This is a genomic window from Merdimmobilis hominis (assembly GCF_016901855.1).
GTDB lineage: Bacteria > Bacillota > Clostridia > Oscillospirales > Ruminococcaceae > Paludihabitans.
The window spans coordinates 25,253-47,350 of the sequence record NZ_JACJKY010000008.1 but is presented as its reverse complement, the minus strand read 5'-3'; the positions used below and the strand labels follow the sequence as shown (position 1 = coordinate 47,350).

General features: G+C 47.5%; 20 protein-coding genes and 2 pseudogenes. 6 read left to right on the top strand and 16 right to left on the bottom strand.

Going from position 1 to position 22,098, the window contains the following annotated elements:
* Positions 1-16 precede the first annotated feature (16 nt).
* Positions 17-784: a hypothetical protein gene (locus H6A12_RS06520; protein WP_204446077.1), complete on the top strand. Its 768-nt coding sequence runs from the start codon at positions 17-19 to the stop codon at positions 782-784.
* Between the two features lie 31 nt (positions 785-815).
* Here H6A12_RS06520 and spoVAE read toward each other — a convergent pair whose 3' ends face one another.
* Genes spoVAE through spoVAC form a run of 3 tightly spaced genes read right to left on the bottom strand, consistent with a single transcriptional unit; the run spans position 816 to position 2,668 of the window.
* The gene (gene spoVAE, locus H6A12_RS06515; RefSeq protein WP_207753193.1) at positions 816-1,184 is read right to left on the bottom strand and encodes a stage V sporulation protein AE; all 369 of its coding nucleotides are present in this window, start codon (positions 1,182-1,184) and stop codon (positions 816-818) included.
* Positions 1,172-2,203: a stage V sporulation protein AD gene (spoVAD, locus tag H6A12_RS06510; RefSeq protein ID WP_204446074.1), complete on the bottom strand. Its 1,032-nt coding sequence runs from the start codon at positions 2,201-2,203 to the stop codon at positions 1,172-1,174. The genes spoVAE and spoVAD overlap by 13 nt, the downstream gene beginning before the upstream one ends.
* A gap of 18 nt (positions 2,204-2,221) precedes the next feature.
* On the bottom strand, positions 2,222-2,668 hold the full coding sequence (gene spoVAC, locus H6A12_RS06505; protein ID WP_204446072.1) for a stage V sporulation protein AC: 447 nt from the start codon (positions 2,666-2,668) through the stop codon (positions 2,222-2,224).
* 120 nt (positions 2,669-2,788) lie between these two features.
* Here spoVAC and H6A12_RS06500 point away from each other — a divergent pair, with 120 nt between their 5' ends.
* Together H6A12_RS06500 and ymfI are read left to right on the top strand one after the other, a co-directional pair.
* Positions 2,789-3,490, top strand: a complete 702-nt coding sequence (locus H6A12_RS06500; protein ID WP_204446070.1) for a hypothetical protein — start codon at positions 2,789-2,791, stop codon at positions 3,488-3,490.
* A gap of 57 nt (positions 3,491-3,547) precedes the next feature.
* A complete protein-coding gene (ymfI, locus tag H6A12_RS06495; protein ID WP_204446067.1) occupies positions 3,548-4,273 on the top strand; it encodes an elongation factor P 5-aminopentanone reductase in 726 nt (241 codons plus the stop codon).
* A 38-nt stretch (positions 4,274-4,311) separates the two neighbouring features.
* Here ymfI and H6A12_RS06490 read toward each other — a convergent pair whose 3' ends face one another.
* The 4 genes and pseudogenes from H6A12_RS06490 to pflA all read right to left on the bottom strand — a co-directional run bounded on the left by H6A12_RS06490 (position 4,312) and on the right by pflA (position 6,249).
* A complete protein-coding gene (locus H6A12_RS06490; RefSeq protein ID WP_204446065.1) occupies positions 4,312-4,767 on the bottom strand; it encodes a GNAT family N-acetyltransferase in 456 nt (151 codons plus the stop codon).
* Between the two features lie 67 nt (positions 4,768-4,834).
* A pseudogene (locus tag H6A12_RS13780) lies at positions 4,835-4,931 on the bottom strand (D-alanyl-D-alanine carboxypeptidase family protein); the annotation flags it as partial.
* A pseudogene (locus tag H6A12_RS13775) lies at positions 4,905-5,228 on the bottom strand (M15 family metallopeptidase); the annotation flags it as partial. The pseudogenes H6A12_RS13780 and H6A12_RS13775, both read right to left, overlap by 27 nt.
* A gap of 295 nt (positions 5,229-5,523) precedes the next feature.
* Complete coding sequence (gene pflA / locus H6A12_RS06480) at positions 5,524-6,249, bottom strand: pyruvate formate-lyase-activating protein (RefSeq protein ID WP_204446059.1); 726 nt, start codon at positions 6,247-6,249, stop codon at positions 5,524-5,526.
* Positions 6,250-6,493: 244 nt separating this feature from the next.
* Between pflA and H6A12_RS06475 the strand changes: the two genes are divergently transcribed.
* Positions 6,494-8,215, top strand: coding sequence for a LysM peptidoglycan-binding domain-containing M23 family metallopeptidase (locus H6A12_RS06475; protein ID WP_204446057.1), 1,722 nt, complete (start codon positions 6,494-6,496; stop codon positions 8,213-8,215).
* 74 nt (positions 8,216-8,289) lie between these two features.
* Here the strand turns inward: H6A12_RS06475 and H6A12_RS06470 are convergent, their stop codons facing one another.
* A complete protein-coding gene (locus tag H6A12_RS06470; RefSeq protein WP_204446055.1) occupies positions 8,290-9,147 on the bottom strand; it encodes an LCP family protein in 858 nt (285 codons plus the stop codon).
* 136 nt (positions 9,148-9,283) lie between these two features.
* Between H6A12_RS06470 and H6A12_RS06465 the strand changes: the two genes are divergently transcribed.
* Positions 9,284-9,946, top strand: a complete 663-nt coding sequence (locus H6A12_RS06465; protein WP_204446052.1) for an HAD hydrolase-like protein — start codon at positions 9,284-9,286, stop codon at positions 9,944-9,946.
* A gap of 87 nt (positions 9,947-10,033) precedes the next feature.
* Here the strand turns inward: H6A12_RS06465 and H6A12_RS06460 are convergent, their stop codons facing one another.
* The 4 genes from H6A12_RS06460 to H6A12_RS06445 all read right to left on the bottom strand — a co-directional run bounded on the left by H6A12_RS06460 (position 10,034) and on the right by H6A12_RS06445 (position 13,821).
* Positions 10,034-10,840 (bottom strand): tRNA 2-thiocytidine biosynthesis TtcA family protein, encoded by an 807-nt coding sequence (locus H6A12_RS06460; RefSeq protein ID WP_204446050.1) that lies wholly within the window; start codon positions 10,838-10,840, stop codon positions 10,034-10,036.
* A complete protein-coding gene (locus H6A12_RS06455) occupies positions 10,789-11,289 on the bottom strand; it encodes a VanZ family protein (protein WP_204446048.1) in 501 nt (166 codons plus the stop codon). The genes H6A12_RS06460 and H6A12_RS06455 overlap by 52 nt, the downstream gene beginning before the upstream one ends.
* Before the next feature lie 2 nt (positions 11,290-11,291).
* Positions 11,292-12,146 carry an AraC family transcriptional regulator gene (locus H6A12_RS06450; RefSeq protein WP_204446046.1) on the bottom strand — a complete coding sequence of 285 codons (855 nt, stop codon included), beginning with the start codon at positions 12,144-12,146 and terminating at the stop codon, positions 11,292-11,294.
* 133 nt (positions 12,147-12,279) lie between these two features.
* Positions 12,280-13,821, bottom strand: a complete 1,542-nt coding sequence (locus tag H6A12_RS06445) for a Na+/H+ antiporter NhaC family protein (protein ID WP_204446044.1) — start codon at positions 13,819-13,821, stop codon at positions 12,280-12,282.
* A gap of 203 nt (positions 13,822-14,024) precedes the next feature.
* Between H6A12_RS06445 and H6A12_RS06440 the strand changes: the two genes are divergently transcribed.
* Positions 14,025-15,020 (top strand): ROK family protein, encoded by a 996-nt coding sequence (locus H6A12_RS06440; RefSeq protein WP_204446042.1) that lies wholly within the window; start codon positions 14,025-14,027, stop codon positions 15,018-15,020.
* An 80-nt stretch (positions 15,021-15,100) separates the two neighbouring features.
* On the opposite strand, the gene H6A12_RS06435 is transcribed toward H6A12_RS06440, so the two are convergent.
* From H6A12_RS06435 to H6A12_RS06420, 4 genes are all read right to left on the bottom strand, one after another.
* Positions 15,101-16,615, bottom strand: coding sequence for a recombinase family protein (locus tag H6A12_RS06435; protein WP_204446040.1), 1,515 nt, complete (start codon positions 16,613-16,615; stop codon positions 15,101-15,103).
* 20 nt (positions 16,616-16,635) lie between these two features.
* Positions 16,636-17,223: a recombinase family protein gene (locus tag H6A12_RS06430; protein ID WP_204446038.1), complete on the bottom strand. Its 588-nt coding sequence runs from the start codon at positions 17,221-17,223 to the stop codon at positions 16,636-16,638.
* Positions 17,224-17,432: 209 nt separating this feature from the next.
* Positions 17,433-18,800 (bottom strand): cohesin domain-containing protein, encoded by a 1,368-nt coding sequence (locus tag H6A12_RS06425; protein ID WP_204446036.1) that lies wholly within the window; start codon positions 18,798-18,800, stop codon positions 17,433-17,435.
* A gap of 85 nt (positions 18,801-18,885) precedes the next feature.
* Entirely contained in the window at positions 18,886-22,074 is a 3,189-nt protein-coding gene (locus tag H6A12_RS06420) for a leucine-rich repeat protein (protein WP_204446034.1), read from the bottom strand.
* Between the last annotated feature and the right edge of the window lie 24 nt (positions 22,075-22,098).

Sequence of the window (22,098 nt, the reverse complement as noted above, 5' to 3'; positions counted from 1 at the left end):
GAAAAGGAGCGTATCTATGAAACTCACATTCAAAACGCCCGGCGCCGCATACAGTATTGAAAGTATGGCGCAGTTTTTGGCGGAGCCGGGGCAGGCAAACTGGGCAGAAATGTTTTTGGTGTTTTATCCGCAGCTTGACCGGGAAAAGCTGTTTTTCGGAACGAAAGCGGAGCGGCAGCGTCATCTGACTGAGGTGATGACAGTGGAATACACATCGCAGGAACCGGAAATTACGCAAAAACAGGTGCTTTATCAGGCGCATTGGGATGCACATGAAGTGGAGATTCAAACCGCATTTTCAGAGATTTTTTCGCTTGACTTGACCGGACGGTTTGACGATATGACGGCGAATATCACACTCAATCCGATTTGTCCGCGGTATCTTTCGGCGCATTCGTTTGACGTGTTTTTCAAAAACAGTCCGTCCGGTGCGCTTGGCATGGCATTGCATGAGATCACGCATTTTCTCTGGTTTGATGTCTGGGCAGAGGTGTTCGACGAGGATTCACCCGAGCAGTATGAAACGCCGCATCTTCCGTGGATTTTCAGCGAGATGGTGGTTGATCCGATTTTAAAAGGGGACAAGCGGTTGTACGCGCTCGACCCGTATTCACAAAATGAGGGCAGCGCGTATGAATGCTTTTATACGATGCAGATTGCGGGGGTGCCGATTTTGCAGACACTTGGTGAATGGTATCAAAGCATGCCGATCCGCGAATTTATGAAAACGGGATTTTCCTTTTGCCAGGCGCATGAAGCGGAAATCCGCGCACAGATGATATAAAAAAGACCTCGTCGGCTGACGAGGTCTTTTTTTATGATTTATCATGCGAATGAAAGATAAGAGCTACCAAAACAGCAAGCAGCATCGCCGCCGTAATACCGCCGCTTGATGCACACAGCCCGCCGGTCAGCGCGCCAATGAGCCCTTCGCTGTCGACGGCTTCTCTCACACCGTTTGCGAGCGAATAGCCAAACCCGGTCAGCGGAACGGTCGCGCCCGCACCGGCAAATTTGACAAGCGGCTCATACAGTCCGATGCCGCCTAAAATTACACCGGATACGACAAATGACACAAGAATCCGTGCCGGTGTGAGCTTTGTGTAGTCGATCAAAATTTGTCCGATGGCACACAGCAGCCCGCCGACCACAAACGCTTTGATGCAGTCTATCAGCAGTTCCATGGAATATCCTCCTTTGAAGCAGTCAGCAAAACGGCATGCGAAATGCCGGGGATCGATTCGCCCTGCTGAATGCTTGTCGTTGACATGAGCGCACCTGTTGCCGCAAACAGCACACGGTGAAGCCGGCGGCTTTTTAGCCCGCTTAAAATATACGAGCACAGCACGGACGCACTGCATCCGCAGCCGGAACCGCCTGCATGCACATCCTGACTTTCGCGGTTGAAAATCATCTTGCCGCAGTCGTTGTGAACCGGTTCGATCTGGAATTGTTCCATTCGCAAAAGCTCGCACAGCAGCGACGAGCCGATAAACCCGAGATCCCCCGTTAAAATCAAATCATAATCATCGGGTGCGGTTTTTGTTGCAGACAAAAACCGCTTGATTGTGTCGGCGGCGGCAGGCGCCATGGCAGCGCCCATGTTGTTGACGTCGGTAATCCCGAGATCCCGGATGCGTCCGGCTGTGACTGCCGCTACATAAGGACCGTTACCTTCCGCACAAACGAGCGCGGCGCCTGCACCGGTCACCGTCCATTGTGCGGTTGGCGTACGTACACCGCCGTATTCCAGCGGAAAGCGGAATTGACGTTCCGCCGAGCAGAAGTGGGAGGATGTGACGGCGAGGGCACGCGAAACCGCACCTGATGCCGTCATCAATGAGGCGAGTACGAGTGATTCAGCCATCGTGGAGCATGCGCCGTACAGTCCGAACAGCGGAATTCCCAAATCGCGCAGTCCGTACGTCGAACCGATGCACTGGTTTAAAAGATCGCCCGCAAACAACAGCGAAACATCCTCCGGTGCGCAGTTTGCCTTTTTGAGCGTGCGGGTAACTGCTTCGGTTTGCAGTCGGCTTTCCGCCTGTTCCCAGGTGTTTTGGCCTAATTTTGTATCGGTGAAAATATGGTCAAAATAACTGCTAAGCGGACCTTCGCCCTCTTTTTTTCCCACAACTGCCGAAAACGCGTTGATCGATGGCGGCGAATCAAACACAAATACGCCGCGTTCTAATTGCTTCATGTTCTGTTTGCTCCTTTGTTAAAATGCTGCGGTGAACAGCCAGTAAATCACGCCGTAGATGACGGATGCAATCGTTCCGTATGCGATGACAGGACCGGCGATGATGAAGATTTTTGCGCCGACGCCTAAAATAAAGCCCTCGGATTTAAACTCAAGTGCAGGGGAAACGACGGCGTTTGCAAAGCCGGTGATGGGCACAAGCGTACCGGCGCCGGCGTGTTTTGCAATATTGTCATAGATGCCGAGTCCCGTGAGCAGTGCGGACAGTGCAATGAGTGATGCGGCGACGAGCGTGGCGGTATGCGTTTGGCTGATATCGAGCGATAAAAATAAACTGCGCAGCAGCTGTCCGACTGTACAGATCGCACCGCCGATCAAAAACGATTGTATAATCGTTTTCTTTGATTTCGATTTTGGGCTTGCCCGTTTTACGAGTGTGTCATATTGCGTGGGAGAAAGATTCATACCGGCACTCCTTTTTGTTTTATTGGTAGTATCGGCAAAATCTTTGCGCCTATGCACGGCATGAAGCGAACGTTTGACGCATATAAGTAAAACAGCTTATCTTCGGAAAGGGGAACGGATATGAAACGAATCGGGATGCTTGTCGCCATGCTGCTCTGTGTGACAGTGCTGTTTGGCGGATGCGGCGGTGCAGATGCCGCGCTGTATGAGGAGGTGAAAACGGTGCTTTCGGGCGTGCAGTCGCTGACAGGCGGCGAATGTGCACTTTCGGTGTCGTATCAGGAACCGCAGGGCAGCGGTGCATATACGGGAACATTTGTGTTTTTGCGGCGGGAATCGGGCGCACTTTCTTACTGTCAGACACAGCTCGATCAAAATGACCAAGTGGTGTTCTGCGAGTTTTCGGACGGCGAAAAGGCAGAACAGTGGATGATCGGTCAGGGATGGCGTGCGGTTTCGCATGAACCGTATACGGATACGATGCTTCATCCGTATTTGCAGATGCTGTCTGCGCAGTATGAGCGCGCAGAGATCCGCGAGATTCAAAAACAGGTGGATGCAAGCGGTATTTGCTATACCCTGTATATGGATGCAGGAAAAGTGACGAAAAAACAGTATGCAAACGATACTGCCGCAGTTTCAGTCAAAGAACAGACGATTACACTGCAAGTCAATACAGACGGGCAGCTTACATCGTATGAGGAGAACACAACGCTCACCGAATCGCAGATCGATTCTTCCTACAGCGTGCATGTAAATCTTGCAAAGCACAACGGTGTCACGGAAGTCAAAAAGCCGCAGCTGCGTGAGACGTTTTACTGATTTGACGAACCGGATGATGCCGTGATACAATGGGGAAAAACGAAACGAGGCGGCAATGTGGCACAAAAAACAGTTTTGATTATCGGCGGGTCGCGCGGTATCGGTGCGGCGGCATCATCCCTCTTTTATGAAAACGGGTATCAGGTGGGGATTACATACAACAAGTCGAAAGAGGCGGCACAGGCGCTGTGTACGGCGCATCCCGGCATGGAAGCGTTTTTCTGCGATGTGGAGTCGGAGACTTCCGTGCAGGAAGCGGTTGCGCAGATGACGGCGACGTTTGGGAAAATTGATGTGCTCATCAATAATGCCGGCATCGCACTCATGAAACTGTTTACCGACACGACATCGGCAGAATGGGAGCGGATGTTCCGCGTCAATGTGACCGGTGCCTATTATGCATGCAAAGCGGTATTGCCGCAGATGATCCGCCGCCAAAGCGGCCGGATCATCAACGTATCCTCGATGTGGGGACAGACGGGAGCGTCGTGCGAAGTGGCATATTCCGCATCAAAGGCCGCGGTGATCGGATTCACCAAAGCACTTGCCAAAGAGGTAGGACTTTCAGGCATCACGGTCAACTGTGTGGCACCCGGCGTCATCGATACCGATATGAACGCCGCACTCACAGAGGAAGATCGTGCCGCACTGTGCAAAGAAACGCCGCTTGCGCGAATCGGTTCGGCAAGAGAGGCAGCAGGTGCTATGCTGTTTTTGGCAGGCGAGCACGCAAGCTTTATCACCGGTCAGGTGATTGCGCCAAACGGCGGTATTGTCATTTAAAATGAAAAAAGAACGCTTCAGCTGAAGCGTTCTTTTTATTATGTCCGGATTTGCTTTTCCATGCGGTAGTGAGGAAGTCCCACTTCCATAAACGGTTCGCCCACCGCTTGATAGCCGAGCATCTGATAAAAATGGACGGCAGTCATACGGGAGTCGAGCACAAGCTGCGAAAACGCAAGCGACCGCGCTTCTTCCTCCGCATAGAGCATCATCTGATGACCGATGCCTTTGCCGCGTTCGTCCGGCGCGATCACAACCTGACGCATCCGTGCGCGCGTATCGGTTTCGGGTGTGATGATGCAGCAGCCGATCAGCTTGTTTTGGCGATAAACGCCGATGTGGTGGTCGAATACCTCCCGGGAAAGATCCTCGTCGAACAGACAAAGTCCGATCGGCACGCGCATGTATGCATTCCGAAAGGAAAGCATTTCCCGGTATTCCGCGCTGTCATACCGGATGGGTTTAAACAGAATGTCATTCATTGGTGTACTCATCGTCCCGCCTCTTGCAGTAAAGTGATATATTCTTCGAAACAAAGACCGTGTTCTTTCATATATGCCGCATGTTCCGTTCCGACATAGCGGTAATGCCACGGCTCATAGTTAATCTGTGTGATGTCGGTTTTGTCTTCCGGATAGCGCAGAACAAAGCCGTATTCCGTGCAGTGCTTTATAAGCCATGCATAGCCGTCGGTCTGTGCAAACCGGTCATCCAGCGTGTAAACATCGCGCTGGTATTCCTCTGTTAAAATATCGAGTGCCAAGCCGCTGTGGTGTTCGCTGTGGCCCGGTTCCGTGTAGTATTCGCGCGTTTTTGCTTCAGCTTCTTCGCGGGTCATGCCCTGCTGCATATATTTGTTGATGTTGCTTTCGTAATATGTTTTTTGCAGGGAAACGGGACGATATCCCGAGCGCAGGAACAGATGAATGCCGTCTTTTTCGGCGTCGGCAACCATCTGGCTGTATTGCGCGGCGATACGTTCGTCAATTTTCTGACCGTCAAACGAAGCAAACGACAACGGAAGATCTTCGTCAATTTTGTTCTGCGGTTCGGGATTTAACAAAATCAGATTCCAGTCGGACAAGCTGCCCGCCGGGAGCGTATCCTGCTCCTGTTCAGGCGAGGATTCTGTGACAGCAGAGCTGTCTGCCGAAACGGAAGATTCCGGGTTTGAAACGGCGGGAACTTCCGTGCAGCCTGCAAGCAGGACAGCACACAGTGCGAGTGCTGCAGCGGTGAATCGAAAGCATTTAAAGCGGCAGTCCATAAGAGCGCAAAACCTCCTTTGCATGTGAAACGTCCTCTGCGGACGGCGGTGATACTTCTTTTAGTGTGTAAGGGCGGTCGATTGTTTCCCATTTGTATTCGCCCATTTTGTGGAACGGATTGATTTCCACACGCTCGATGCAGGAAAACGATGCGAGCGTTTCTCCCATTTTATGAAGCTTTTCGTCCGATAATGTGTAGCCCGGAAGAAGGACGTGCCGAATCCAGACCGGTTTCTTCGTTTCTTCGCAGTAGGAGAGCAGTGCAAGCGCGTTTTCGTTTGTCTGACCGGTGAGCGTTTTGCAGTCTTCTGCGTCAATATCTTTGATATCGAGCAGAATCAGATCTGCGGCATCGATCGTATCACGGCAGGTCGAAAGCGGTACAGCACCCGAGGTGTCGATGGCGGTGTGGAGCCCTTCCTGCTTGCATCGCAGGAGAATTTCCCTGCAAAATGCGGGCTGCATCAGCGGTTCTCCGCCGGAAATGGTGACGCCGCCGTTTTTGATGAAATTTTTATATTCACAGATGGTCGAAACGACCGCCTCAGCAGAGGTGAGCGTACCGTCTGTTTTGATCCAGGTGTCAGGATTGTGACAGTATAAGCAGCGGAGCGGACAGCCCGAAACAAATACCACAAACCGAACACCCGGCCCGTCCACTGCGCCGAAGCTCTCGTAAGAATGGATATATCCCTGTATTTCTGCCATAGAAAAGACCTCATTTCATTGTTCTGCTTCATTATAATACACAAACGGTGCAAAAAACAACTTTTTTCATCGAAACACGGAAAACAACGGCGTATTCATAAAAAAGAAACAAAATGAAGCAGAAAAACAGGCCGTTGGGGGTTGCAAAACAACGAGAATATGATATAATGGTTACAAACAGGTTACAAAATGTAATAATTCGATTGAGAATCCGACATAAATATAAGCAGGAGCATTTGTTGTTATGAAGAATGGAGATAGAGAACCACTGACAGAGTATATTGACATGCTGGTGACATATTTTTTAAACGGAATGATGGCAGTCGGTACGTTTTTGGTGTCGTTTTTTGCACTGATGAAACGTGCGGCAGCAGTGGTGTATCGAAAAGTGCTGCGTACACCGGTGCTTGAGATCAAACATTTATTCTTAAAGATTCGCAAGCGCGAATCCATGCTGTATCAGAAATGGCTCAAAACCATTTACGGTGTGCGCCGGTTCGGCCGTTCGATGGTGAATGTGGTTCGTACAGGTTATCGCGCACATCCGCAAAAACCGGTTGTTTACCGCATCGGATCAGCCGTTTCCGCGTTTTGTCATGCGGCACGCCGCCATGTAAATCTCGTATTCAAAGCGCTCAACTACATTGTGCCGGCAGCGGCAGCAGCGGTGTTTGTATTTGTTGTACATTACGCGTTTTCGCTTAATTTTGCGATCGGTGTTCAGTATAACGGGGAGCATCTTGGATATATTCAGGATGAATCGGTGTTTCAGGAAACAGAAGCAAAAATTCAGTCCCGCCTGATTTACCAGTCCGAGGATCAGGAGCTTTCGTATGATCCGACGTTTACGCTGGCGATTGTTCCGACCGGCTCGCTCATGACGAGCGCGGAACTGACAGACACCATCATCAGTGCATCCGGTACGGATGTGGTGGAAGCAACAGGACTCATCATCGACGGCACGTTCGTCGGTGCGGTGAAAGATATTTCCGGCGTCAAAGAACATCTTGACAGCAAGCTTGCAGCGGCAAAGCAGTCGGAAAATGACCGTGTTGAATTTACAAAAACGGTTGAGATGGAAGAAGGGCTTTATTTTAAAAGCAATGTCGTTGCCGAATCCGACTTGATCGCACTGCTTGATTCGAATACAAAGGTTGACCGCTATTATACGGTGCAGGAAGGCGACGCGCCGCTTTCGATTGCGGAGAAAAACGATGTCACGCTCGACGAACTGGTGGCACTCAATCCGGATATTCTCACAAACTGCCCGATCGGCAGAAGTGTGCTTGTCAATAAATCGGAAAGTTATCTCCCGGTCAAACGAATTGTAACCGTTTCCTATGAGGAATCAATTCCGTATTCGACCGAGTATGTGGAAACCTCTTCGCTGTATAAAGGACAAAAACAGACAAAAACATCCGGCAAAAACGGAAGCCAGACGATTACAGCCGATATTTCCTATGTTGACGGCGTGGAAGTCGGACGTGAAATTCTTTCGACCGTTGTGACAGCACAGCCGGTCAATGAAGTGATTCTGAAAGGAACTGCATCGCTGCCGAGTATTTCGGGCGGCGGCGGAAACCCGTCGAAATACGGTCTAATCTGGCCGACCTCCGGCCCGGGACGGTATGTTTCATCACCGTACGGCGGTTCGAGAAACCACAAAGCAATTGACATCTGCTATTGGGGCGGTGCATACGGCAAAACGATTGTTGCCGCACATTCGGGTGTCGTGACATATGCAGGCTGGAAACCTTCCTATGGATACGTTGTATTCATTCAAAGCGGATCGGTGACGACAGTATATGGTCACTGTTCGAAGCTGGCAGTGTCCACAGGACAAACCGTGTCGCAGGGACAGTATATCGCGAATATTGGAAACACCGGCTATTCCTTTGGTGCGCATGTTCACTTTGAGGTACGCATCAACGGCACACATGTAAACCCTGCACTGTATTTGCCGTAACAACAGAACAATTCATTTTGCCTTTCATTATAATCGAGAGCGCCCGCTGCACGGCACGGGCGCTTTTCTTTTTCTTATGAAGCAGGCGATAAGACCGCTTTTGCAGCGGAAAGTGCCGATTCATCCGGATAAACTGCCATGATTTCCGGATGGTGTGTGCCGTCAACGGCAATCGGTTCATTGACAGTGAATGTACCGCCGGTGAAATACGACTGACGCAAAAGCAAATCATAACGGGTAAGTGTCGTTTCGCATTCTGAGAAAATGAGCGAAGAAAACGATTCATACGAATGCTTTACTGCCTGGATGCAGGTGGGAAGAATGCGGCTTGTCCATTCTGTCTGTGCTTTTAAGTCGGGAAGCGCGTCGCTGCCGGTTTGAAAGAGAAGCGCCGAAAGCTTGCGGCCGGAAAGCTGCTGTTCGCCGGGATAAAATTGTTCTTCTCCAATCGTAAAGGCGGAGGAAATTGTGCATGAAATGCCGCCGCCCGCATCGAGCAGAGCAGAAAATCCTTCCTGATCGGTGCGCAGATAGCGGTCGGGTTCATGACCGGTCAGCTCGGCGATCGCGCGCCGCAGACCGAGAATGCCGCCGTACAAATAATGACCGGCAAGTGTATCGGTGCGGTCAAGCGAGGTGCACAGAAGATATGGGGAGAACAGCACCGTATCAAACTGCTTTTTTGCAGGTGCATAGGAAAACAGCGCCAAAAAAGCAGGCGGATCGGAAACGGTGGGAGAAGCGATCATCAAGAGTGAGAGTGATTCTTCTTCTGTGGCGGTAAGCGGCTGTGCGGCGGGCTGTTCATCTTCCTGCTCCCGTGTGAGCGGCAGCCAGACTGCCAGCAGAAGCACAAGGACAGTGCCGAGTGTGACAAGTGTGACACACAGAGAAATCAAAAACAGCTGTGTGCTGCGTTTTGGTTGATGCATAGCGCGAGGCTCCTTGTTTGTTGTTTTTTCATTATAGTATCGGCGGGATTGGCGGTTTCATTCATTTGTTTGTTCATTTGCGTGATTGTGTGGTATAATAATGCTTAGAAACATGAATGAATAAAGGAGAACCCGAATGGATACAAACAAGAAGGCTGTCTTATTTGATTTAGACGGAACACTCATCGATTCAAAACCCGGCATTTTTAATGCGATTGACTATACGATGGAACAATTACATCTGCCGATGCTTTCCGAGGAAACAAAAGACCGTTTTATCGGTCCGTCCATCGGTACGTCATTTCGCGACGTGTGCGGCTTTGATGAGGAAACGGTGCAGACGGCGATTACACTGTTCCGCACTTACTATAAAGCGCAGGGAATGTTTGAATGTGCGCTGTATCCGCAGCTTGATGCGCTGATCCGGCTGCTTCGCAGTCAGGGGAAAATGATTGCACTGGCAACGAAAAAACCGGAAGTGTTTGCGATTGAGATTTTGAAAAAGCTTGGTGTTTTTGATCTGTTCGACGTCGTGTGCGGCGCTGATTATGCGGACACCTCGGCACATAAAACGTATATCATCGAACGTGCAGTGGAAGCATGCGGCTGTCCGAAGGAAGCGTGTGTGCTATTGGGCGATACACGGTTTGACTGCATCGGTGCAGGTGAGGCCGGCATCGAATGCATTGGCGTGGCCTATGGATACGGTACTGTGGAAGAGCTGCAGGAACATGGCGCTGTTTCGATTGCCGCGGATGCGAGCGAATTGGCACAGATCCTCTGCGGCGTGTTATTATAATAATACGATTTGTAATATTTATTTTATATAATACAAATAGCAGTGTGCATAAATACGCACACTGCTATTTTTTATGATGTGATTTGATTAAAACAGTTTTGCACCGGTGTTTGGATCGGTCGGATAGGAGGCGGAACGCGGTTTTCCGTCGGTGGACGGATGTGCTGGTGCCTGGTCGGGATATCCCCAGCCATCCACACCGCTGCGCCGCAGTGCACCGAACATGCGGTATGTGAATCCGCGGTCGGTACGTTCCCGTTCGCGCAGAAATTCTTTCATATCCTGGCGGGAGGTAACACCGTCTGCCGGACATACGCTTTTGACAACCGGAAGCTCGGCACGCTTGACTGCCGCCGCAACATCTTTTTCCGGTGCAAAGACGAGCGGACGGATCATCGTGAGATCTTTGCGTGAAAGATAGGTCACCGGTGCAAAACAGCCGATGCGGCCTTCGTTGAACAAGTTCATCATGAATGTTTCCACCACATCGTTATAGTGGTGACCGAGTGCTAATTTGTTGCAGCCGAATTCTTTTGCGGCATCGTGCAGTGCACCGCGGCGCAGTCTTGCGCACAGCGCGCACGGATGCTTTTCTTTGCGCAGATCAAACACGATTTCGCCGATTTGCGTGCGCAGAATATGATATTCGATGTCGAGCTTTTTACAAAGTTCTTCAATCGGGGAATAGTCGGTTTGCTGTCCGCCGAATCCGGGATCTAATGTGATGGCAACGATGGTATAGTCGATGCCGATGAACCGTCTGAGCATCGAAAGTCCGGTTAAGAGTGCGACGGAGTCTTTTCCGCCGGAAACACCGACAGCAACCCGGTCGCCGTTTTCGATCATTTTAAATTCTGTGATGGCTTTTCGCATATAGCCGATGACACGCTGCATGAATTTTGATTCCTTTCTTTTTTCTTTGTGATAAAACGAATGAGAAGCCGGCAGAGGAAAAAGGCGGCAAGCACACCGGCCATGTCAATGAGAACATCCTGCACACAGCCGGCTCTCCCCGGGACAAATGTTTGAATCCATTCGTCGCAGACTGCCCACGCAGTGCCGATAAACAGGACACTCAGATCAAACGGGCGCAGCAGCAGGCGGTATTGGTGTGCCGATACGCACAGAAGTGCGGAGAAGATAAAATATTCCGACACATGTGCCGCTTTTCGCACAAGGACGGAGAGAATATCATGAGAAATGGGGAGAAACCGCTGCAAAAACGAAACAATCCCGTCACTTAACTGACCGGAATCGGTTCCGGTTTTTGATGACTGCCAGAAAATGAACAGCCCCCACAGCAATGCAGCCAGCGGAATGAGTACGCGTTTTCTGTTTCGCATCGTCAGTTTCCCCGCTTTTTCGAAAATTTTTTGCGGTATTGTTTCGGCGTACAGCCCTCGTACCGCTTGAACAAAATCGCATAGTAGGAAGCGGACGAAAAGTGGTAATCGAACGCAATGTCGGCAAACGGCTTCTGCGTTTTGACAAGCGCTGTTTTGGAATGTTCAATTTTTGCGCGCAGGATGTATTCTTTGGGAGAAAAGCCGATTTGACGCTCAAACTCTTCGGAAAACGATGCGACGGAGCGGTGACTTTGATCGCAGAGTCGTTCGATATCAATCGCTTCGTGCAGATGCGTCATGATATACTGCTTCGCACGGTCGATGTCGGGCGAGAGAATCTGTGCCGCCTTGGGCGCTTCAAACAGTGACAGCAGTGCATAGACAAACAGCGCCTGCCCTTTGATGTAGGAAACGGTGTCGCCGCGCAGCAGCAGCTTAAAGCTCTCCTGGAACGACGAAAATACCGCCGGAGAAATGCAGAACAGTCTTGTCTGGCAGGAAGAAAGCTTAAACTGAATAAAATCGTTTGTTTGCTGCGGCAAATCGAGGAGATTTCCTTCTGCATTCAGCTGAAACCACAGCAGTTCTCCGCTTGTTTTGGTGGGACGATCGGCAAAGTGCGATTCATTCGGACGCACAAAAAACGCGTTGTTTTCATAAATGGTATAGTCCACGCCGTCGGCATGAAAACAGCGCACACCGCCTGACAGCAGTACGATCTCATATTTATCCTTGTGGCTGTGCGGAATCAGCGGAAGTGCCGCGTCTGTGCCGCTGCTCCGGCCAAATGCTGGAACGCCCTGCATGTGATGTTCCTGCTGTGTGAGCACCGTGCGGAATGATTGTGGTTTCATGGGATCAAAACCTCCTGCCAAAACAAAGATGTGCGTATTCCATTATCATATCGTTTTTTTGAAAAAAACGCAACGGGTTATACGCAAAAACAAAAAATCCCGCACATGATGTGCGGGATTTTTGATGCGGTGATTATTTTTTGTCAGGATTCATTCGCTTGCCGAATACAAAATAGCCGAGCACAACGAGCGCCGCCGAAACAATGAGCGGAATCCACGGAGAAGAAAGGAATCCCATGCACAGATAACCGATACAGCACGCGCCTGCAACCAGTGTTGCATACGGCATCTGGGAGGCGACGTGATTTAAGTGCGGACAGCCTGCACCTGTGGACGAAAGAATCGTCGTGTCGGAAATCGGGGAGATGTGGTCGCCGTAGACAGCGCCGGCCAGAATTGCACCGAAAATCGGAATCAGCAGGTGACTGGTCGAATCGGTGACGCAGATTGCAGAGCCGATCGGAATGAGCAGTGCCATGGTACCCCACGAGGTACCGGTTGCGAATCCCAAAAAGCCTGCGACAACAAACAGAATGACAGGGAGGATAAAGACCGGGAACTGGTTGTCGTTGACGACATGTCCGACAAATCCGCCGGTGTTGAGATGATCGATGTCACAAATGCCGCCGATGGTCCATGCGAGAATCAGAATGATGTACGCCGGAACCATGGATTTAACACCGGAGGTGATGGCGCCCATGAATTGACGGAACGAAAGCACGCGGCGCGGCAGGTAAAACAGCATCGTAAATACAAGGGTCAGCAGTCCGCCGAGAACGAGCGAAAGCGATGCGTCTGTGTTGCCGATGGCTTCAAACGGAGAAATGCCCTGGCCGCTGAATGCGCCGCCGGTATACAGCATAGCAATAATTGTGAACACGATGAGCGCCAGAATCGGCAGAACAAGATCGATGACCTTTCCGTTTTTGCGCACTTCCATCTGACCGAGATTTTCGGCATCTGCATCCGCGTCGTTTGTACCGAGATCATTTTCGAGCATTGCGGCATGCTCGAATTTTGCCATGGAGCCGAATTCCCGTTTGCCGATACAGACGAGCACGATCATCAGGATGGTGCACAGTGCGTACAGGTTATAAGGAATTGTCTGAATAAATGCAGTCATGCCGTTTTCCACACCGGAGTTCTGCATGTAGGTTGCAACAGAAGCACCCCAGCTTGAAATCGGTGCGATGATGCAGATTGGTGCGGCTGTTGCATCGAGCAGGTAGGAAAGCTTCGCGCGGGAAATACGGAATTTGTCGGTGACCGGCCGCATGACCGTGCCGACAGTCAGACAGTTAAAGTAGTCATCGATAAAAATCAGACAGCCGAGCGCACTTGTTGCAAGCGATGCACCGGTGCGCGATTTGATTTTAGTGGATGCCCATTTACCGTATGCGTTCGAGCCGCCCGCCATGGTGACGATGACGACAATCGCGCCCAAAAGACCAAGGAAAATCAGAATATTTGCATTGTCGCCCATTTTGGTGCCCATGACCTCAAATGTGGTGGTGAGCATGTTGACCGGATTAAAATGAGAGAAAATCAGCGCACCGGTGAAAATACCGATGAGCAAAGAAGAAATGACTTCTTTTGTGGTGAGTGCAAGGATAATTGCAATCACAGGAGGCAGAATGGAGAGCCATCCTGCATTTGGTGCAAGCAATGCTTCCATGAAAAGAAACCAACCTTTCTGTCCAGTAAAATATGACGTATATATGAACATATTATAACAAATTGCCATGAAAAATCAATGAAAAACGACAATTTGAATGAGATCTGAACAGGAATTCAGTGTGAGGATGTATATAATTCATTTTCTGTCCATAAAAAGCACGGTGAAATCCGCTATACTAAATAAAGAAGGAAGGTGCGCAGATGAATACCCCTATCAATCATCGATTGGATACCAAAACAAAAAGCCGAGTCGACATTTTAAACTGCATTCGGCATTATAAAGCATGCTCGCGGGTGGATATTGCGTCTTGCTTGGGATTGGCAAAATCGCTTGTGACTGTTTTGACGAATGAGATGATTAAAGAGGGGATTCTTTCGGAATGCGGAGAAAGTATTATCCAGACACAAAAGCGCGGCAGACGGAAAGTGCTTTTGAAAATTGATGAAAACTATCGCTTGGTATTTGGCGCAGTGATCGAAAAAGATGGGATCACCGTCGGGCTCACCAATTTAAACGGAGATTCGCTGGAAAAACGCCGGATGCCGCTTGGAAATACATATCGTGAAACGCTGTCGCAGATTGTATCGGCGGTTGAACAGATCTGCAGAGAAAACTACATTGTATTAAAGCGTGTGCTTGGCATTGGCGTGTGTTTAAGCGACAATGCGGTGGACTTGATTGAGGGAGCGGGGAGCGCCGAACGGCTGACGCGGTTAAAGCGTGATTTGTCGCATGCACTGACGATTCCGATTATCACTTCGCGTACGGTTTCCGGCATGCTGATTGCGCAGCGGCTGTTCGGCGGAAGCAGTGTACGGCATGCGGTGCTGGTGCGCTGCTGCGGTCAGACGGTGGATGTTGGCATTTTGGCGAGCGGCCGACCGTACAGCGGCAGCCGTGGATTGATTGCTGCATATGCCGATCAAAATGAGCCGGCGATTGATCCGGTGCATAAAACAGCACAGACCGCGGCAATGTGTGCAAATGTGCTGGACCCGGAGAAGATGCTGTTCGGCGGAACGCTTATTTCTTCGGCGGAAACGTTTGACGCGGTGGTTGATGAAATGCAGCAGTTGTTGGGAAGAAAGCTTCTCTGCGAGCGGGCGTTTGCAACAGAGGAACGGATTTATCTTGCCGGATGTGCGATTGCGGTGGAACGGTGTTTTTATTTGGACAGCACATGGAATGTGGCATAATAAAAGAAACCGGGCGGAAATTTTCCGCCCGGTTTTTCATATTGAAGAAAGAAAAAACAAAAAACGCTGTAAGCGTTTGCTTACAGCGTTTTATCTTGGTGAACCGCATTGTTTAATACACAAAGATTTTTCCCCGATAAGCCATTTTCAATTTTTGAAAGTAAAACATCGGTGATTGTAGTTTCTTCATCACCTGTATTAAAAGTTATAGTGATTCTATCATCGTACAGAAAGATTTTGTTGACAAACAGCCGAATTAACGACTTTCGATAGGTCTTATCACGGATATCACCATTTGTTAATTTTGTAAGATGAGCGATAACCTGTTGTTCTGTCATAACGTAATGTCTTGCTTTTTCAACTTCAAGCTGTTTTTCCAGCTCTTTTATATCAGCCCCTATTTTCCCTAAGTCCTCAAATATCATTTCCCGAATCGTATCATCTTTACAGGCACGAAGAGAGGCCATTTGATTTGATTTTTCTTCCTGTGCTTTTTGAATCAGACTTTCCAGACGTTTCATTTCGGAACGGTCGTCCATGCTTAAAGCAATTTTAACCACTTCTTTTGCAATCTTGCGGATATTCTGCGGTGTAAGAAGTTTCCGGCATTCATTTACTACAATATCTTCAATATAGTCTTTATGCACCATCTTCTTGTTACAGGTTTTGCCTTTCCCGGAATTTTTGCATTTATAATAGTTGAATATCACACCTTTTTTACTGATTTGATTACTGCTGTGTCCTGTCATTTTTTCTTTACAGTAACCGCAAAATAATTTTCCCGAAAGGATATATTCCGCTTTTGCTCTTGCACGCGCAGGAGCTTTTTTATTTGCTATCATTTTTTCCTGTACTTTATCAAAAAGGTCTTTATTAATTATCTGCGGCATTCCGCCCGGAATTTCATGACCGTTATATATATAAATCCCTAAGTATTTTCTATTTTTCAACATGGTATGTAAAGAATTTTTATTGAAAGATGTCCCCTGTGCCGTTGTTATATGTCTTTCATTCAAACTGTCACAAATTTTCTTCATACTCCAATCATCAGCATACTTTGCGAAAATTTCCCGAACTATGGGGGCACGTTCTTCATCAAGTACATAACGTTTATTTTCAATGCGATAGCCTAATGGAGTAGTCCCACCATTTGAAAGTCCTTTTTCTGCATTGATATTCATTCCACGGGTTACTTTCTGTGAAAGCTCTACGGAATAATATTCAGCCATACCTTCCAGCATGGCCTCAACCAAAATACCGCTTGCATCATCGGTTATGGTTTCTCTCGCACTAATAACAGTAACGCCATTCTTTTTCAGAATATGTTTATAGTGTGCACTGTCATATCTATTTCGAGCAAAGCGGTCTAACTGGTAAACAATAATTCCTTGAAAAAATTTTTTGCTACTGTCACGAATCATGCGCTGGAATTGTGGCCTGTCATCTGTTTTTGCACTGATCGCTCTGTCTATGTATTCCCCAATAATGTTATAGCCCTCTTTTTCGGCATAGTCACAGCATACTTTTAATTGGCCTTCAATGGATTCTTCTCGCTGTTTACTGTCTGAGTAACGAGCATAAATTACAACGTTCATTTTCGCACCTTCCTAATACTTTAACCCTCAACAATCCGAAGGTATTTATAAATCGTCGGATAAGACAGGGAACAGAGCCTTGAAAACTCTTTTTTGTTGATTTCGCCCTTTTGGTATTTCGGATAATGCCGATAGAAAATAGCGGGAATATCGTCGGCTGTGACCGCAGGCCGCCCAATCGCTTTCCCTTTGGATTTGGCATTCTCCATACCGCTTTTTACTCGCTGGCTTATCATATTCCGTTCCAGTTCGGCAAAGACACCCATCATTTTCAGCATTCCCTCAGTCATAGGGTCAAGCTCTTTCCGGCAATCCACCACAAAAGAGCCTAAAACAAGCTTTATTTTCCGGTTCTTTGCCAACTCTATGATATCACAAAGCTGTTTGGTACTGCGGGTAATTCGGCTGACTTCTGTTGCTAAAATGGTGTCGCCGGGTTTTACAATATCAAGAAGCTTTTGTAATTCTGCCCGATTGGTCTTTGTCCCGCTCTCATATTCCCGATAGATGGTTTTATCTTTTGCACCCTGTTGTTTCAGTTCCCGAATCTGCCGGTCAATATCTTGCATAGATTCATTTGTTGAACATCTCGCATACCCGTAAATCATATAGAAATGCCTCTTTTCGTTTTTCTATAATAACATTATAAGATATAAACGAAAGGAGGTAAATAGTTTCTTTAATATTTTTACCTGATTTTTCAGGGGATTTTGGTTATTTAACAGGACTGCAAAACTATAAAGAAAATGAACTCTTTGATTTTATAGAAAAAGGGCAGAACTATCAAAGTCCTGCCCTATGGGGTGTTATCCTGATGTTATTTTGAGCGAACACGCTTTTTGTTGACCACTAAAAGAACCGTCAAGGCTCCAGCGGCAACAAAGAACACGATCAAAACTTCAACGGGGAAGCTGTCGCCCGTTTGGGGTACATCGCTTTCGGAAGAATCCGAGGGACTAGATGGTTCCGTCGGATCTGTTGCTGTTGTTCCTGCCGGAATCACTGTAACGTCCTTCACAGCGTCGCAGTTTTTGCAGTGGATTGACTTGCTCCCATCTTCGGTTGCAGTCGGTTCTTTGTCAATGGTGAACTCGGTTTCCCAGCTATGGCCAGTTGCGTCTATATCCCGGGTTTCAACTTCCTTGCAAACAGAACATGCACGCTGTTCACTGCCTTTTTCCGTGCAGGTAGGCGCTGTGATGGTTTCCCATTCGCCAAACTGATGTGCCGCAGGAATAGATTCGTTTTCTTCTTCATTGCAGACAGAGCAGACACGGTGACGGCTTCCATCTTCGGTACAGGTAGCTTCCTTATCCACAATCCATTCTCCGTATTTGTGGCCTTTCGGGATTACCTGACTGTCTTTTACAGCGTCACATCTGGAACAGTGGATAGACTGACTGCCATCTTCTGTGCAGGTGGCTTCTTTATCAATCGTATAGTCGGATTCCCAGCTATGACCCAAGGGGTCAATATCACGGGTTTCTGTATACTGGCAGACAGAGCAGGTGCGCTTTTCGCTTCCTTTATTGGTACAGTCGGGAGAGGTCACGGTTTCCCATTTCCCAAAGCTGTGCCCTAAAGCATCGGTGTCCCGTCTGTTCAAAACTGTGCCGCATTTGGTACATTTCTGTACTTCGGTTCCCGTCTCTGTGCAACTGGCCGGATTTTCTTCTTCCCAAGCGCCAGCTACATGGTTGCAGTTTACCGTAACAGAACCATTTTCTACTGCAAAGGCAACATTTGTCATATCAATGTTATATACCTCGTCCGGGTCATAGGTTAGTGTAATCGCTGATTTTCCCGAATCTGCATTTTCTTTGACGGTGAAAGTCAAAGTTACAAGTACACCGTTTGCGGTGGAATCGGCCAATGTATTCCATAGAATTTTGCACGGATTATTCGCTACATTTACAGGAACCATGCCCTCTAGCACGGTGCCATTCTCTACTGACTTTAATTCCAGAGCAGTTCCATCATAGCTCACGGTTACACCCGCAGAACAGATTCCCGGATTATTTTTTACGTTGATGTTGACTGTTACCTCGTCTCCCGCATAGCCGCTTACTTCCTCAACGATAAACGCAGGTTCATCGTTGCCTACCGCAGATACAAGGGCAGGAGTAGAAAGAAAAGCGACTGCACAGAGACAAATGGAAGTTATCATTGCAATAAACTTCTTCATGTTTTTTACCTCCGTTTCGATTTTTTGACTGACAGGCTTCCATGCGCCTGACAATTCCGTCTGTTTCGATTGGTTTAATTTTGCTTTATGATTGGCCGAGTTTCACCTCCCAGCCAGCCAAATATTTTTGTAGATGGGTTACATCTTTCAGGTTAATTTTACCATCTGCATTGACGTCACAATATTCCGTTGCAACTTCCACGTCCCAGCCTGCCAGATATTTTTGCAACTGTGTTACATCTTTCAGGTTGATTGTTCCGTTATTGTCAATATCTCCGCAGGAATAACCGGGGATAGGCTCCGGTTCTTTCTGCCACACTGCGACTAATATTAAATCCTGATCAGCGGAATAAATATCTCCCGGCTGGTATTTCACCGAACCGCCTACGCTTGTTGACCAGCCACAGAAAATATATCCGTCTTTTACCGGAATGTCTTTACTCAAAGTCAGGGAAGAAGCCTTTTCCTTTGTTTGAGACGCGGGCGCTCCTGTTCCACCATTGGGGTCATAAGATACGCCGAAAGAATCCTGTGTGCAGATACCATCGCCGCCGCACTGAGTACAACGCACTTTTTTGTAACCTACGCCAAGGCATGTGCTACATGTTTTTGTGCTTGTGCTATATATTTTTCCAAGGCCATTGCAAGTTGAACAGGTCACATTTTTTTCTTTTTCTACCTCAACGGTCACTGTTCCCAACCCATTACAACCGCGGCATGGTACCCAACCTTGTAATGAATCACTCCATGTTACCAGTTCGCCATGGCAGATGGGGCAGGTATGTTCTTCTTTGACCGTATACGTTTGTTTCACAGTCCCTTTTCCACTGCATCTGGTACATGTTCTTGATGTCTTGACTGTAGTATATCCATCGCCATCACATTCTTGGCACGATACTCTTTTCTGACCAGTACCGTCACAGGCCGAACATTTTGGAGTCCATTTCCAGACAGCATATAGGGTTAAATCTGCATCTTCTGTATATGTATCTCCGGGCTGGTATTCCACAGTTGTATCGTTTGGCTCTGTAGACCAGCCTTCAAAACGGTATCCCGTGCGCACAGGGGTATAGGAAGAAAATGTCAATACTTTCTCAGACAATTTACGTTGTGTTGCTGGCAGTTGCACTTCTCCGGCAGATATATAATACACATGATATACAGGTTTAATGGTTACAAGGCATGTGGCTACATAATCTTCTTCTGTGTAGCCACTTATTACCGCTGTGATTAGTGTTTTCCCTTCTGAAAGAGCGGTCATATTACCGGAAGAACTTATACTGGCTACATCTGGATTGGAAGAATACCAACAAACATCTACTGCCGAATCACTTACAATAGTAAGCTGATATTCGTCTCCGACATGGAATGTGTTTGTTGACAAATAAATGTATGGAAAAAGTTCATATGTAATGTGGTGTTGCAAAGCATAGGTGTGTGCCGCAGAGTTGTTTGTACAGAGAATGGTCATCTCTGAGGGGAATGCATCATTTCCTATACTCGTTACACTATTTGGTATTTTGATACTAGTCAAGCCTGTACAGTTCTGAAATGCATAATCGCCTATACTCGTCACACTGTCTGGTATTTCAATGTTAGTCAAGCTTGTACAGTTCCGAAATGCAGAATCATATATACTCGTCACGCCGTTTGGTATTTTGATACTAGTCAAGCCTGTACAGTTCTCAAATACAGAATCCCATATAATCGTCTCGCCGTCTGGTATTTCAATGTTAGTCAAGCTTGTACAGTTCCGAAATGCAGAATCACATATACCCCTTACACTGTCTGGTATTTCAATACTGGTTAAGCCTGTACACCCTTTAAATGCGGAATTTCCTATCACTTCCACGCTGTCCGGTATCTCAATGCTGGTTAAGCCTGTACAGTTCTGAAATGTAGAATCCCATATACTCGTCATACTGTTTGATATTTTTATCTTAGTCAAACCCGTACAGCCCTCAAATGCAAAACTTTTTATCACTTCCACGCTGTCCGGTATCTCAATGCTGGTTAAGCCTGTACAGTCCTGAAACACATAGTGTCCCATACTTGTTACACTATCTGGTATTTCAATATCGGTTAAGTCTTTACACCCTTTAAATGTGTAATTTCCTATAAATGTCACACTATCTGATAATTCTATATTAGCCAATGTACAATTCTCAAATGCAGAATCTCCTATACTCGTCACGCTGTCTGGTATTTTGATACTAGTCAGGCCTGTGCAGTTCTCAAATGCAGAGCTTCCTATACTTGTCACGCCGTCTGACATTTCTATATTAGTCAAACCTGTACAACCCTCAAATGCACTACTTCCTATCCGTGTCACACTGTTTGGTATTTCAATGCTGGTCAAGCCTGTGCAATTCTCAAATGCACCATCTCCTATACTCGTTACGCCGCCTGATATTTTTACACTAATTAATCCACTATAGCTTGCAAACGTATAGTCCCCTATTTTTTTGACGACATCTGGTATAACTAAATCATGAACGGCTTCACCATTCACATACAGCGTTCCATTGTTGCAAAGTGGATTAGCTGAGCTACCTTGAAAATTAATATTGCACCATGCTGTTATATCGGATTCATAATACACTTTTTTAAGTTTTTCACAATCACCAAATGTTCCACTCCATATACTCGTCACACTAGATGGTATTGTAACGCTGGTTAAGCCACTACAGCCATAAAAAACATTATTCCCCAGCCATGTCACGCTGTCCGGTATCTCAACGCTAGTCAAACCCGTACAACCACGAAATGCATGACTGCCTATAGATGTCACGCTGTTTGGTATCTCAACATTAGTCAGATTACTACAACCGTAAAATGTATAAAAGCCTATCATCGTCACGCTATCGGGGATCTTAACGCTGGTCAAACCGCTACAGCCATAAAACATATAATCGTTTATCCGCCCTGTCACGCTATCTGGTATTTCAACGTCGGTTAAATTTGTACAACTCTCGAATGCCGCCCCTTCAATATTCGTTACGCTATCCGGTATTTTTATGCTAATCAAGCCGCTACAACTACGAAATGCATAAGCACCTATTTCTGTCACCGGATATCCACCCAAGGTATCCGGCAGTACAACATCTCCAGTAATGCTATCGTCACAATCTGTAATCGTTGCTTCGCCGTTCTCCACAGTATAAGTATAATAACCTTCAGTGTATTCATTGGTAGCCCCAGCCGCAAAAACTGAAACTGGGAAAACAGATAAAAACAAAGCAACACTCAGCAGGATAGAAATCATCTTTTTCATACTATCGATTCTCCCTTCTTTTTT

Excerpts from the sequence above, each read along its gene's own strand:
- H6A12_RS06520 (WP_204446077.1), top strand. The coding sequence starts at position 17 with ATGAAACTCACATTCAAAACGCCCGGCGCCGCATACAGTATTGAAAGT.
- spoVAE (WP_207753193.1), bottom strand. The coding sequence starts at position 1,184 with ATGGAACTGCTGATAGACTGCATCAAAGCGTTTGTGGTCGGCGGGCTG.
- spoVAD (WP_204446074.1), bottom strand. The coding sequence starts at position 2,203 with ATGAAGCAATTAGAACGCGGCGTATTTGTGTTTGATTCGCCGCCATCG.
- spoVAC (WP_204446072.1), bottom strand. The coding sequence starts at position 2,668 with ATGAATCTTTCTCCCACGCAATATGACACACTCGTAAAACGGGCAAGC.
- H6A12_RS06500 (WP_204446070.1), top strand. The coding sequence starts at position 2,789 with ATGAAACGAATCGGGATGCTTGTCGCCATGCTGCTCTGTGTGACAGTG.
- H6A12_RS06490 (WP_204446065.1), bottom strand. The coding sequence starts at position 4,767 with ATGAGTACACCAATGAATGACATTCTGTTTAAACCCATCCGGTATGAC.
- pflA (WP_204446059.1), bottom strand. The coding sequence starts at position 6,249 with ATGGCAGAAATACAGGGATATATCCATTCTTACGAGAGCTTCGGCGCA.
- H6A12_RS06475 (WP_204446057.1), top strand. The coding sequence starts at position 6,494 with ATGAAGAATGGAGATAGAGAACCACTGACAGAGTATATTGACATGCTG.
- H6A12_RS06470 (WP_204446055.1), bottom strand. The coding sequence starts at position 9,147 with ATGCATCAACCAAAACGCAGCACACAGCTGTTTTTGATTTCTCTGTGT.
- H6A12_RS06465 (WP_204446052.1), top strand. The coding sequence starts at position 9,284 with ATGGATACAAACAAGAAGGCTGTCTTATTTGATTTAGACGGAACACTC.
- H6A12_RS06460 (WP_204446050.1), bottom strand. The coding sequence starts at position 10,840 with ATGCAGCGTGTCATCGGCTATATGCGAAAAGCCATCACAGAATTTAAA.
- H6A12_RS06455 (WP_204446048.1), bottom strand. The coding sequence starts at position 11,289 with ATGCGAAACAGAAAACGCGTACTCATTCCGCTGGCTGCATTGCTGTGG.
- H6A12_RS06450 (WP_204446046.1), bottom strand. The coding sequence starts at position 12,146 with ATGAAACCACAATCATTCCGCACGGTGCTCACACAGCAGGAACATCAC.
- H6A12_RS06445 (WP_204446044.1), bottom strand. The coding sequence starts at position 13,821 with ATGGAAGCATTGCTTGCACCAAATGCAGGATGGCTCTCCATTCTGCCT.
- H6A12_RS06440 (WP_204446042.1), top strand. The coding sequence starts at position 14,025 with ATGAATACCCCTATCAATCATCGATTGGATACCAAAACAAAAAGCCGA.
- H6A12_RS06435 (WP_204446040.1), bottom strand. The coding sequence starts at position 16,615 with ATGAACGTTGTAATTTATGCTCGTTACTCAGACAGTAAACAGCGAGAA.
- H6A12_RS06430 (WP_204446038.1), bottom strand. The coding sequence starts at position 17,223 with ATGATTTACGGGTATGCGAGATGTTCAACAAATGAATCTATGCAAGAT.
- H6A12_RS06425 (WP_204446036.1), bottom strand. The coding sequence starts at position 18,800 with ATGAAGAAGTTTATTGCAATGATAACTTCCATTTGTCTCTGTGCAGTC.
- H6A12_RS06420 (WP_204446034.1), bottom strand. The coding sequence starts at position 22,074 with ATGAAAAAGATGATTTCTATCCTGCTGAGTGTTGCTTTGTTTTTATCT.